Below are 13,650 nucleotides of genomic sequence, written 5' to 3' on the forward strand. Positions count from 1 at the left end.
TAGAGGGCGACCGCAGCCTCGACGACGGCTTTTCCGGAGGGACTTTTCGGCCTTCCGCCGCTCTCTTCCCAGTAGGCGACAACCTCGAGCGCACTGGTGAAGGGCAAACCGTGCAGCCGGTCGAGCAGCGCATCGTGATCGCCGCAGAGTTTGAGGGCCTCGATCACCAGTTGCGGGTCGTGCCCCTCCCTGACGGCACGGTCGTAAGCCGCCACAAGCCGGGGATTCTGACTTTGGAGGACCGTGGTGCTGATCCGCTGCCTCCGGGCGGAAGATGCGGCAAGCCATGCTTTTTCGAAAATGGAGTGATCGGGATCCTCAAGAGAGAGGTAGCGCTCCGGATTGCCTCGCGCAAGCCCGAAAAGGGCGTCCATCTCGAGCGCGGGCGCATGGCGGCCTTTCGCTTCGATCTTTTCGGCGATGTCGTCGCGATCGGCGATACTCCAGAGCGTGAATACCATACCGTTGCCCCAGTCGGTTTCCGGCATGGCCTCAATCGCCTCGAGCATATCCTGCCGAAGCGCTTCGGAAGCGTGCGTTCTCTTGAGCGGCTCCTCGAAGCGACGCGATTTCCAGTAGTTCCACAGCGCGACGTGCATGACCGGCCCGTCGGCGTGCCGCAGGAGCAGCAGACGGCGGAATATCGCATCCGCTTCCGGATGCCCCCCCTCTACCGCGCCCGCCAGCTCAAGGGTGGCCTCACGGCTGTTGCCCGTAAACAGGCGCTCCACCGCCCTGTTCCTGAGAAACGGGCCCAGAAGGGGAACGGTCGCAAAAAGGTGTTTTTCGGCTTGCATCGGATTTCAGGCAGTCGGCGAATGATCGATTTCCAGACTGGATTATACATATATTACGCTCTAACAAGCAAACAGAAGGGTACCTCTGTAAAGTTATTGCACACCCAAACTGCTGTGTTGGCCGGTGCTCGAAATCCTCATGTACTACGTGTACACTCCGGTTTTTCCGCTCCGGCCGCGCTGCTATACTCGCGCTCCTTTATGGAGCTTGCATTTTGATCGCTCATCACACTTTATAGAGATACCCGGAAGGCTCGATTTCGATACGGTTCACAAGGAAATCCGCCTGCCTGCATGCCTGCGCCTCACGGCATCATCCTGCGATAGTATTTCATTCGATGCCCCGGAACCAGCCCGGGATGAAAGATCGCGACGAGATCCCTGAGCACTTCGTCCGGTTCCATCATGCCCGTCTCCCAGAAAAGCGTCCGTCCGTCGTCGAAGGTGAGGTTGTCGTTGTTGAACACCTTGCCGGATTTGACCGAAGAGAAATACTGATAGCGTTTGTCATCGCCAAGCAGGTCGGTAATGGTTTTCGCATTGTACCGGGGATTGACCCAGTATTCCGCTTCGATGCCGACCTTGAGGGCGTGTTCGAGACTGACCGGATTCTCTTCGTATTCGCCGCTCTCTTCGAGTATGTAGCGCGCACCTGCGTCGTGCAGGAATCTGATGAACCATGCGCTCGAACCGTGCGTGGTCCAGATGCCTCTGGTGGCGTGGCCGACAATAACCGTCGGGCGCACGCTGAAAGAATCCTTCACCGATGCTTCGAGTTTTTCATAACGTTCCGCTGCGCTCCTGAAACAGGCCTCCGCCTCCTTCTCCCTGCCATAAAACGCACCGAAAAACCGTATCCACTCCAGAACGCCGAGAGGATGCTCCTCGAGATGCATGCACACCAGCCCAGGCCTGATGCCCATCGAAAGCAGTTTGTCATGGATGTCGGTATCGCTTCCCGACGAGTAGACGAAGGCGATATCAGGGTCGATGTTCACCATGGTCTCCATGTTCATATCGGCGGACATGCCCGTCTCGAGCACCTCTCCGGCAGCCATCTTCCGGCGGATCTCAGGGTTTCCCGTCCACTTCCCCATGCCCACCCCCGCTATGCTTTCGATCCGGTCGAGCTGCCCGATCATGGCTACCTGCAGGCCAAGACCGCAGGTTACTTTCCTGACAGGAGTGGCCACAACCAGGGCGTCAGGATACCCGGAAGGCGCGGTTTCTCCTCCGGGAACGAGCAGATAGCGATAGAACACCCCGAGCCTGGCCCCTTTCGGCTTCCTGATCTCGATGAGGGTACAGGAACCAACCTTTTTCATGGTAAAACAGCGGGCGTAACGCAGGGGGATTTCCTGCTCCACGACCCTCTTCGCACCCCTTCTGACCGGCCGTTCCCGCTCCTGCCGGCACCCCGCCAGCAGCAGAAGGGGCAGTACCGTCACCAGTACTGCCCGCATGATCCGGAATGAAACGAATCTCATCTGCTTTTCCATACCTCAGAACGTTACCGTATATTTCACGCCGAACGACCTGCCCGGCATGTTGTAACCATCCTTTTCGGTGTAGTTTTCATCCAGAAGGTTCTTCACCGTCAGGGCGACGCTGTTCTTCCCGTCGATGGAAACGCCAACCGTCGCATCGAACACAAGAGCCGGTTCATGCTCAAGAACGGAATTCTTCAGCGTCGGACGTATCGACGTAAAATAGTTGTCCTCGTAACGGGAGCCCAGGTAACGGGCGCTGAGACGGGCATTGAGAAGATGGAAGTCGTTGTACTCGATACCGAACGAGCCGAGCCCGGCGCGAACATATTTCATCGGGCTCTCGACGCCGTACTTTGTTACCTCGGCTTCGAATTGACGGGTGTAACTGGCATAGCAGCGCAAGGAATAACGGTAGTCGGCCATCGCTCCGAAATCGCAGGAGAGTTCGAACTCCATGCCCCGCAGCCTGGCGCTTGCCGCATTGACATAGGTTTTGATCTTGCTGCCGTCGCTGGTGCTTTCCGTTGTGATGAAATCCTCCCATTCAGTATCGTAGTAGGTGACATCGGCCCGCAATCCCCGTTTCTCGTCGCTCCAGGTCAGACCGGCATCCCAGGTCACGCTCGTTTCCGGCTCCAGGTCCGGGTTGCCCCGCACCGTCCAGCCATAGGTATCGATATACTCCCCGGCCTTCTGCAACGCGGAGGGCGACACAAACGCCCGGCCGATGCTCGCATGGGTCTTCAGGGCAGGCAGTAATGAGTACTGGAAAGCCAGCGATGGGCTGAAAAACCCGTCATGCGTCTCTTCCGTATCCACGTCCGCGATCAGCGGCGTATCAAGCATGGCAAAGGTGCTCATGTCGTAACGCATTCCCGGAGTGACGACAAGCCGCCCGTCGAGGAACGAGAGCCCGGCTTCGGCAAAGAGGCCGAGGCTGCTGGTCCTGCCGTCCGGACTGTAGGGAGCGGCGGAAACCCCTGGAGCGCTGTGCCTTTGGGTTTTGTAGGTCGATGTATGGTAATCGACGCCGGCCGTCACGCGATGCCTGCCGATGGTTACGGCATCCTGCAGCTGAAAACCGTACTCCTCGTTTCGGCCTTCGAAATAGGCGTACGTCTTGCCCGAGGCGCTCTTCAGGTTTCGGCTCTCGTCTTCAGACCAGTAGGGCATGAATTTGACATGGTGTCGTCCCGCCGTACCGGTAAGGGAAATATCCGCGGTTTTGCGGAAGACATCCTTCAATCCGTCTTCATAATAACCCCAGATGGAACCGGGCGTATGAACCGACGGAGCGTTGAAAAACGCGCCGCGCAGGTCGAGCCTGAAACTGTCGCTGAGACGGTAGCCGATGCGGAGCGAACCGGAATTGCTGGAATAGGTGGAATTCCGCATGGCGCCGATCCCTTCCTCGACCATCTCCGGGGAGGGATCCGAGATGAGCGTGTTATTGCCGACCTTGTAATCCTCGTTCTGGCTGAAATACCGGAAACCGAGGTCGAAATCGAAACGGTCGCTGATCGAACCGCCGATCGCGCCGCTGCCGTCGAAGGTTTCGAAGCTGCCGTAGCCGAGCGATACCTTGCCTCTGATGGGTCCCTGGGACTTTTTCGAAATGAAGTTGATGGTGCCTCCCATGCCCTGCGATCCGTACAGTGCCGATGAAGGCCCTTTGATCACCTCGACCCGCTCGATCATGTTCATATCGACGGCGGCGAGGTTTCTCGTGCCAAGCGGCCTGCCGTCAAGCAGATACGAGACATACTCGGCATTGTAATACGAGCCGGCATTCGGAACGAATCCCCTGATCGAGACCCCCGAAAGCATGCCGGGATACTCGATGACGTCAACACCGGCAGTCTTCTTGAGCAGTTCCGAAGCACTTGCCGGATCGAGCGCCTCGATATCCTTGCCGGTGATCACCTCGATCTTGCGCGGTATGTTCTTCAGCTGTTCCTGGGAACGTGTCGACGAAACAACGATCTCGCCTGCCGAATGCGCGCTTTCGGCAAGGGCGACATTGAGCAGCTTCCCCTGACCGGGTTTGAGATACCGCGTTGCATAACCGATAGAGCTCACCGTCACCCGGCCCGCATCACCAGGAAGGGTCAGCGTGTATTCGCCGCGCGAATCGGTAACCGTCCCTGCGCCGCTCCCCTCGACCCGAATCGTTGCTCCGGGCAGAGGAGTGCCGTCATCGCGGCTGGTGACGACCCCGGTTATGACCCGGCTTTCGGCCGAGGCTTCCGGCACCCATACCGACACAAGTACGGCAAACAGTCCCGCCGTACGAAAAACTTTCTTGACTGAGTAGGATTTCATCGAGTTTTGTTTTGTGGTTGCACAATGCCAATGCGTTGTTGTTGCTGTCTGTCGGCCCCTTTCCCCCGAATGCAGGAAAGGGCCGGCCCTGCTGCGATAAGAGGGCGTCATCCATGCCGGACTCCGCCCGGACACGCTCTCTGCATGGTGCAGGCAACGGGCGCGGCATCGGAACCCTTCAGGCCTTGAGCCGAAAGGGAGAACGCTTCGCCACCGGAGAAACGGCAATGCCGCCTCCCTCCCGCCGGGAATATCATCTCTTGCTGTCATCTCTGTTCGCTTTTTTCCCGAAGCATTACTTCGTTACGGCAGGTCTTCTGACTCTCCCCATGCTTCCGGCCTTCCCGGTCCGCGGGCGCGGACCAGTGGCCTTTTCGGAAGCACCGCGCCGCCGGCGGATGCCGACGGAGGGATTACAGCAGCGGGCACTGTCCCGGATTTTCACCGGGTTCCCTTTTCATTCCGGCGCCTTGCAGCGCCGGAAACCGTAACTGAATAATTAAACGTTAGTTACTACTTGTTCTCTTCGACACAAGCCAAAGTGGACTTGGTGGACGAAATTCATCATTCATCATTCTCCTTTATCCTCCACTCACGTTTCCACCGCTCGACCTCATCGCCGGTGAAAATGTCGATCCGGCCGCCCTGAAACGCTCCTTCGACATCGCCGATCCGCTCTTCGAGATCTCCCTCGATGGAGAGGGCCGCCTGGCGCACCGCCTCGAGCAGGTCCGGCCTGGCATCCCAGAGTCCCCTCGCTTCGGCTTCGAGCAGTCGGCGGGTGATCTCTTCGAGCGCCCATGGGTTCTGCCGGCGGATCCATTCACGGTTCTCCTCGTTCTGCACGAAGGTCTCCACCACCTGCTCGAACACCCAGGTCTCCACCTCGCCCGTCGTGGCGCTCCATTTGAAGAGGTTGTTGATACGCGAAGCGAACCCCTGGGCTCCCTGGAAACCGTGCTCTTTCATGGATGCTATCCATGCCTCGTTGCAGAGCTTTGCGCGAACCGAACGCTCGGCCTCATCCCTGAAATCGCGGATATCGGGATTGCCGGGGCGGGTCGTATCGGCCCACCAGGTTTTCACGGCTTTTCCCGACAGCACCTTTGCGGCCGCCGCCATTCCCCCGGCGCTTGCGGCATAGCAGCCGCAGTCGAGCGCATCGTACTCCCCGGAGGTCTGCTTTATGCACGAGATTTCGACCCTTGCAAGCTGGCGGCTGAACAGGTCGTACGCCTTGACCCCCTGGTCGAGCTGCCCGCCGCCATAGGCGTAGCCGGAGTGGTTGATGTAGGTCTCGGCAAGGTCGCGCCGGTCGTTCCATGCCGACGCGTCGAGAGCGAGGGCCACCCCGTTGGCATAGGTGCCGGGCGGCGAGGAAAACACCCGGTAGAGCGACAGGCGCTGCATGAGCGAATCCTCCATCTTCCCGGCGTGGGACTCCTGCAGCGCGGCAAGCTGCTCGAGGGTGTGCTTCCTGACGAAATTGGATTCCGCCGGTTCCTCCTCGAGGGCGCTGACGGCGGCGACCGCCCTGTCGATGAGCGCAAGAAAATGGGGAACCATATCGCGAACGATGCTGCTGGTCTCGATGGTGACATCGATCCTCGGCCTCGGCATAGCGACACCGTCGATGGTGATCGCCAGCTCGTCGAGAGGCGTGAGGGCGATCGCGCCTACCCTGCCGCTAGCCTGCCGCACCGGCCTGACCCCCATGAGGGCGAAGATCTGGGAGAGCAGCTCGCCGTCGGACTTGAAGGCGTCGGAGCTCCAGAGGCTCATGCCGATGCTTTCGGGAAAGCGGCCCTCTTCGCGATAGAATTTGTCAAGCAGCATGTCAGCCATCGCGGATCCGATCTTCCAGGCCGCTTCGGTGGGCATGGTCATGATGTCGGCAGCGTAGAAATTCCTGCCGGAAGGGAGCACGTCAGGCTTTCCCGACGACGGAGCGTCTCCGAGACCCGCTTCGATGTAGCTTCCGGAAAGAGCCCTGATCACGTTGCGCACTTCGTCGCCGGCGCGCCCTATTCCGGCAGCGGTCTCGATGCACCAGTTCGCGAGCCGTTGCGGAATCCGCCCGGCAGCCGCTCTCAGCGCGGCTTCAGCCGAGTCCGGGTCGATAACGGCCGCAAGAATTCCGGAGGCTTTCGTAAATTCGTCTCCCCCGGATGCCGGATGCAGCGCGGCAAGTTCGGCTGCCGAAGGGAAACCCTCGCCGAGACGCGGCAGTGCGCAGAGCAGCATGGACGACACCGCCCGAAGCGACGGCGGCTGACCGAAGAGATGCATCCCCTCCGGAACCATCGAAAGCTTCAGCAGCGACATCCGTCGGGAGAGGGTTTCGACCTCCGCATGCAGCTGGGCGATCGTTGCGCCTTCCGGCAGAAAGCGCAATCCGACTCCGAGATCGAGCAGCTCCTCCTGCAGGGCTTCCTGTCGCGCCGTCTCCCTGCCATCGACCGCTCGCCGGTATTCGCCCAGCAGTTCGTCGTAACGCTGCAGTTCCGTGTTCAGGACTGCCGGACGGCAAGCCGGGGTGAGATGATCGACGATGACCGCGCGACCGCGACGTTTGGCCATCATCCCCTCTCCGGGCGTGTCCATGATATAGGGATAGATGTTCGGCAGGTCGCCGAGCGAAATGTCGCTGAAGCAGTTTCGGGAGAGCACCGCCCGCTTGCCGGGAAGATATTCGAGCGCGCCGCTCGTCCCGAAATGGACGACGGCGTCGCACTCCTGCTGTATCCAGAAATAGGTCGCCAGCCAGTGGTGCGGAGGCGATATGCCGGGATCGTGCAGGATACGGCACACCTCCCCGTCACAGCGTGCACCATAGCAGCCACGTTTCGGCTGCGGCATAACCAGCACCTTGCCGAACCTGAGCCCGGTAATGAGCAGGGCCGGTTGTCCTTCGACTTCGAGCGCCATGCCCTCTCCGGGAAAAACGCCCCACTCTTCGTTCACCTGGCTGCGTACCTTTTCGTCGAGGGTGCCGAACCAGGTCTGGTACTCCTCCCGGTTCACGGCGTGCAGGACGCCCCCCTTTCGCAGGATCCCGTCAGCCGTTGTCCAGCGGAACTCAAGCAGCGCCTTCCGATCATGGATCATGGCGAGCAGGTCCTTCCCGGATTCGGGAAGTTCCCCGACGTCGTACCCTTCGTGCCGCATCCGCCGCAGGAGCAGCAGAAGGCTTTCGAAGGTATCGAGTCCTGCCGCCATGCCGATGGTGCTCTCGACTCCCTTGCAGGGATTGTTGTGCAGGATGAGTGCGATGCGCTTTTCGCCGTTCGGTGCATGGCGCAGACGGGCCCAGCGCTTCACCCGCTTCACGACCATGCCGATACGCTCCGCGACGGGAACGGCGGTGCGCACCATTGGCGGATCGCCGGGATTGCGAACCGTTCCGGACACCATGACCGGGTCGATGGCGCCGAACATTTCCGGCTGCACCAGCGAATGGGTCAGGGTCATGGCGCTGATGCCGACGGGATCGTCGAGCCACTCCTCGGGCGAAAGCATGAAATTCCGGATAAGCTGTATCACCGGCACGTCGAGATCCTGCAGCACCCGGCGATCTTCGGTCGTCGAGATCAGGCGCCCGAGCAGGAAGTTCAGAATGATGTCGGGGGGCAGTTCGCCTGAGGAGAACAAGCGGTGCCACGGATAGCGATCGCGCTGCAATGTGGCGGCCTCGCTGTCGCAGAAGACGCAGAACGGAATGACGCCGGCCGCAGAAAGTGCGGCGATGAGAGCATCGACATCGGCATGGTTGCCCTCCGCAAGCAGCGTGTAATGCATGATGATGCCGGCCACGGGAGCCTTCCCGGAAAACCTGTCCGTCGAGCGGAGCCAGCCGGCATAGTCGGCGGCCGTGTCGAAAAAGCTCCCGCTGTCGGGATGATAGATGCCTGTCGTACAGGCCGGGCGGCAGGGCTCGTGAACGAGACCGGCAAGCCGTCGCAACCCGTTATGGAAATTCTCTTTCGAAAGCACGCCGAAATACTCCCGCAGCGTTTGCTGTTCGCCGTCCGAAACGGTGGAAAAGGATTCCGGCAGACCGGGATGCAGGGCGACCCTTACCGGAACCCGCATCATCTTCGGCAGCACTCCCTGCAGACCGGGCGCTTCGGGAGGAACATTTGCCAGCAGCACGTCGATGGCGCCGTTGTCGAGATGTTCGACAAACGGCTCTTCGCCGCCGAAACCGAACGAAAGCAGCTCTATCCCCTCCGGGCGGACCACAGAGGCAAGCTGATGCCAGATTGCCGAACTGTGGATGTTGTTGTAGTATGCGATGGTGATCACGCTCATATCCTGTTTTATGGTTACGGTGCCGTCTGCCGCACGCCGGGAAGGGAACCGACGTCCATCACCATATCCTGAAGGGGCTGCCGGCGCACCCGGTGCGGAAGGGCGAATGCGACCGCCCGATCGATGTCCCCGGCGCCGACGCTGTCGCGTCCGTCCCAGGCTGCGATGGTTTTCGCCGTTTTCATGATGATGATGTCTCCCCGGTGTCCGTCAACGCCTGCATTCAGGCAGCTTTTCGCTATCCCGAGAAGATGGGCGCGGCTTATCGAAACGGACGGACAGAGATCGCGGGCCCGAACGATTCTTTCGGCAAGCTGTTGCGACGCCTCCTGCCATTCGGCGAAAAACCGTTCAGGATCTTCCTCGAAGGCGAACCTCCGCTCCATGACCGTCACCCGGTCCTGGGGATCGGTAATCCCTCCGACATGCACGCAGAGGCCGAAACGGTCGAGAAGCTGCGGACGAAGCTCCCCTTCCTCCGGATTCATGGTGCCGACGAGGGTGAACCTCGCCGGATGGGAAAACGACACCCCTTCGCGTTCGATGGTGTTCACGCCCATCGCGGCAGAATCGAGCAGCACATCGACCACATGGTCGTCGAGCAGGTTCACCTCGTCAACGTAGAGAATGCCGCGATGGGCTCCGGAGAGCAGACCGGGTTCGATGCGTTTTTCGCCGGCCTTGAGCGCGTGTTCGAGGTCGAGCGTGCCGACGACCCGGTCTTCGGTAGCCCCGACCGGAAGTTCGACCACCTTTACCTTGCGCAGCTCGACGGGCAAGGCATCGGCAGCCGGCATTGCCTGGCCCGTCACCGCAAAGCACTCCCGAACCGTTTCAGGATCCTCGCCCGGCGAAAGATTGAACGGAATGCCGCCGATCACCCCGATCTCCGGCAGGATGTCGGCAAGCGCCCTTACGGCGGTCGATTTTGCCGTCCCCTTCTCTCCACGTATGAGAACGCCGGAAATGGCGGGGTTGATGATATTGAGAATCAGGGCAAGCTTCATCTCCTCCTGACCGACGATGGCCGTGAAGGGATAGGTGTATTTTTTTTTCATGGTGTCATGTTTTTTACGATGGAAACGAGGGTATCTGCGCGCAGGTCGTCGATGCGGAAATACCATGCATCGAGCAGACCGGCGAGTTTTTTTGCGAGTCCGAAATTGACGAGGCCGGGCTCTTCGGTATCGACAACGAGATAGCGGATGCGCTCTTCACCGGCAACCCGCCGGGCGATCAGGAACGCCTCGTCGAGAGGCCTGGACGAACCGATAGACCGGTTCGCCTTGCCGTCGGTGACAAGAATGACGAGCGGACGCCCCTGCGGCTCCTTGCGCAGATAGTTCATCGCTATTTCGTACCCTTTTACGAGGCCGGCCGAGAAGGGAGTGCGCCCGCCTACCGGCATATCCCTGAGCAGTCTCGCGGCAAGTTCGATGGAAGAGGTAACCGGCAGATTCACCGCCGCGCCCTCCTTGCGGAAGGAGACCATGGCAAGCTTGTCGCGCTTCTGGTATGCGTCGAGCAGAAGCGACATGATCGCCCCTTTCGAGGCCGCCATCCTGCCTCTTGCGCCCATCGAACCGCTCGCGTCCACGACGAAAATGAGCAGATTGCCAAGGCGCTTCTCCCTGATCTTTTCGCGTATATCCTCGTTCTGCAGAACCACCGCCATGCCGTTCGGGTTCAGGCGATACCGCTGGAAGGGCGCTGCGGCCCTCAGCGTGGCGTCAAGCGCGATATCGTTCGTGCCGCGGGGCATGGTGCTTTTGGTGTAGCGCCCCTGTTTCTGCGAAACCCGCGACCGGGAGCGCTTACCCGAACCGCGACGCATTTTGCGGTCCTTCGGCGTCACGATGCTGCGGACCCTGAAGGAGGGGGCTACGCCGAACAGCTCGTCGGTTCCGGAACGCTCCTCCCCTTCACCCCGATCTTCCGGCTCCTGCGGTTCCGCCGGCTCCTGCCGATCTCCGTCGCTCTCTGCTGGCCGGTCTCCTTCGAGGCCTTCAGCGCTCTTCTCCCCGGAGTTCTCCTTCGGCTCCCCGGACGTCCGGCCATCATCTTCCGACTGCTGCTGGTTGTCGTTCTCCTGCCCTTCGCCCTGTTCCGGCTCCCTGGGCCGCTCTTCGGGCGGAGGCACGGGGTCCCTGCGCCGATGGACGAGAGCGAGCGGAGCCACTCCGGTGATATCGGCAACCGACACTTCCCGTGAACCTCGCAGTGCGGCACTCGCCCGTGCGGCCTGCTCGATGACAAGATCAGCCCGATGGCCGGCGACGTTACTGTTGCGGCACAGCTCCGAAATGAACCCCCGCAGGTGTGAGGGCATCCGTACCGCAGGCAGAAGGAGACGCGCGGCCGCAATCTTTTCGGCGATCCGCCGCTCTTCATCGCTGCTGTGTCCGGCAAATGCGTCGGGATCGCTGTCGAAAGCCTCCCTGCGAAGCATCAGCTCCACCCGCAGATCCGGATCGGTTTCGCCATGGACCTCCACACAGAGGCCGAACCGGTCGAGCAGCTGCGGACGAAGTTCGCCCTCTTCGGGATTCATGGTGCCGGCAAGCACGAACAGCGAGGGATGCACAAGGGTCATGCCTTCGCGCTCCACACGATTCTCTCCGGAAGAGGCCGCATCGAGCACGATATCGACAAGATGGTCGTCAAGCAGGTTCACTTCATCGACATAGAGAATTCCCTCATGGGCTTTGGCAAGGAGCCCTGGCTGGAAAATCCTGCGGCCCTCTTTCATGGTTTCCTGAAAATCGATACCGCCGGCAACCATCTCTTCGGTTGCGTTGAGCGGAAGCGTAACGACCGCCGCCGCTCCTTGCCCGGCTCTCTGCCGACGTTCGGGAAGCAGTTGGCCGAGCGCCCTGACAGCGCTCGATTTGGCGGTTCCTTTTTCCCCGCGGACGAGCACTCCGCCGGTACGGGGATTGACCGCATTGAGCAGCAGGGCCTTTTTGAGATCCTCCTGCCCGACAATCGCCGAAAATGGAAAGTAGTTTCTTTTCATGGTATGTTTCAGAAGGTGTAATTCATGCCGATCTCCCACTCGCGGGGCGGGGCATCATAACCGTCGGCGTAGAGATATTCGCTGTCGAACAGATTGTCGATATCGACGAAAAACTGCGCCGATCCTGTCCGGTAATCGACCCTGAGAGCAGCCACGAGATAACCCGCAATGGTATCGGTGTTGTCGGTTCTCGCGAAAACCTTCCCGGTATATTTCACATCCGTCCTGATGGAGAGCCCGTCTGCCGGTTTCAGGAGAAGCTCTCCCGAAACGGTGTGGAAGGGAATGGCGGGCAGCCAGAGGCCGGTCTCTTCGTTGCGGGCGTGAAGATAGAGGTACGAAGGCGTAAACTCGATCCATGGCGACGGTTTCCAGGAAAGCGAAGCCTCCACTCCCTGATAGATGACCTCTCCGAAATTCTCGTACTTTCCGGTATTGTCCGAAGCACGCACATAGGTGATGCGATCGGTGATGTCCCGATGAAAAAACGACAGTTCGGCGCTGAGCTTTTCCGAGGGAGCGAACGACACCGAGCAGCCGGTGTTCAATGCCTGCTCCATCTCAAGACCGGGATTGGGACGGGTGGTCGAGGTCTCGTTATAGCGCTGCCTGAAGGTCGGCAGGTTATTTGTCGCGCCGGCCGTCAGCTCCACTCTCCACGGCTTCCTTTTCCACGCCACCTTCGCCTCCGGATTCAGGGTATTGCGGAAAGCGGAGTAGATGTTCTCACGGATGCCGACATCGGCCGACCACGGGCCATCCTTCTGCCGGAAAAGCCTGGTAAGATGCAGCCAGCCCCGCCGCTCCTCTTTCGCGCCGAACCCGCTGCCGCTTGCCGACTGCCATTCGTAGCCGAAACCGGCCTTCAGCGATCCGGCAAGAGGCAGGCTGACCGGCCCATCGACACTCATACCGGCGGAGAGCACCTCCAGGCCGGAAAAAAAGTCCCTGTCGGAATCGCTGTTCTGCGTCAGGGTTTTACGGAACCAGGCCCGCCCGTCAAGGGAATTGCGGCTGATGCCGAAAAGCAGCGAATAGTCGTCGTACCCCATTCGGGCGTTCGGCGTCCGGCTTCCGGGGTACCCCCGCATCCCCTTCTCCTGCGTGCTATAGTCACCGGAAAGGAACAGCGAGGTGCCTTCAAGCGGAGCGTAATCGAGACGCAACCCCGTGCGATACTCCCGCTTGTCGTCGTTGACCGTAAATCCGTCGTACCCCTTCGCTCCCGCAGTCAGGTTCGCGGCAAAACGGTCGAAACGGCCCTGCAGGTTGATATCGGCATGCCTTTCCCCGTTATTGCCGGCGCCGACGCCGACCATTCCGCCTATGCGGCCGGCCTTTTTCGAGGTGATGACGATAACGCCGCCCTCCGTATTGTCGCCGTACGAGACGCTCCCCCTCCCTTTGTGGATCACGATTTTTTCGATGCCGGAGAGGGAGATCATCGACCATTTCACCGATCCCGAATGCGATGTCGGATCGTTTATCGGCCGCCCGTCGAGCAGTACCTTCACGTTGGAAGAGCCCCGTATGGAGACCGACGATTCGCTCGCCCTGACGCCGGGGATGCGATTGAGCAGCTCGGCGACATCCGTGGCGTCCGTGGCTTCGAGTTCGGACGCGCTTATGGCAACGATATCTTCGTTGCCCGCCGCCAGGAGCCGTTCTTGCCTGACGCCCCCCATGATCAGCGCGATAACCAGCAGCATAACCC

Annotated in this window: 6 protein-coding genes, 1 pseudogene and 1 riboswitch; all 7 genes and pseudogenes read right to left on the reverse strand. The window is 60.4% G+C overall.

Going from position 1 to position 13,650, the window contains the following annotated elements:
- Positions 1-797, reverse strand: a pseudogene (locus WBP50_RS10685) (hypothetical protein); the annotation flags it as partial.
- 305 nt (positions 798-1,102) lie between these two features.
- Positions 1,103-2,296, reverse strand: a complete 1,194-nt coding sequence (locus WBP50_RS10690) for an ABC transporter substrate-binding protein (protein WP_423934320.1) — start codon at positions 2,294-2,296, stop codon at positions 1,103-1,105.
- 3 nt (positions 2,297-2,299) lie between these two features.
- Entirely contained in the window at positions 2,300-4,609 is a 2,310-nt protein-coding gene (locus WBP50_RS10695; RefSeq protein ID WP_423934322.1) for a TonB-dependent receptor, read from the reverse strand.
- 290 nt (positions 4,610-4,899) lie between these two features.
- Positions 4,900-5,114, reverse strand: a riboswitch (cobalamin riboswitch).
- A 59-nt stretch (positions 5,115-5,173) separates the two neighbouring features.
- Entirely contained in the window at positions 5,174-8,920 is a 3,747-nt protein-coding gene (locus WBP50_RS10700) for a cobaltochelatase subunit CobN (RefSeq protein WP_423934325.1), read from the reverse strand.
- Positions 8,921-8,934: 14 nt separating this feature from the next.
- Positions 8,935-9,978, reverse strand: a complete 1,044-nt coding sequence (locus WBP50_RS10705) for an ATP-binding protein (RefSeq protein WP_423934327.1) — start codon at positions 9,976-9,978, stop codon at positions 8,935-8,937.
- Positions 9,975-11,936 carry a magnesium chelatase subunit D family protein gene (locus WBP50_RS10710; protein WP_423934330.1) on the reverse strand — a complete coding sequence of 654 codons (1,962 nt, stop codon included), beginning with the start codon at positions 11,934-11,936 and terminating at the stop codon, positions 9,975-9,977. The genes WBP50_RS10705 and WBP50_RS10710 overlap by 4 nt, the downstream gene beginning before the upstream one ends.
- A gap of 8 nt (positions 11,937-11,944) precedes the next feature.
- Positions 11,945-13,645: a TonB-dependent receptor gene (locus tag WBP50_RS10715; protein ID WP_423934332.1), complete on the reverse strand. Its 1,701-nt coding sequence runs from the start codon at positions 13,643-13,645 to the stop codon at positions 11,945-11,947.
- Positions 13,646-13,650 lie beyond the last annotated feature (5 nt).

This window comes from Chlorobium sp. (assembly GCF_049593655.1).
In the GTDB taxonomy this organism is placed as follows: Bacteria; Bacteroidota; Chlorobiia; order Chlorobiales; family Chlorobiaceae; genus Chlorobium.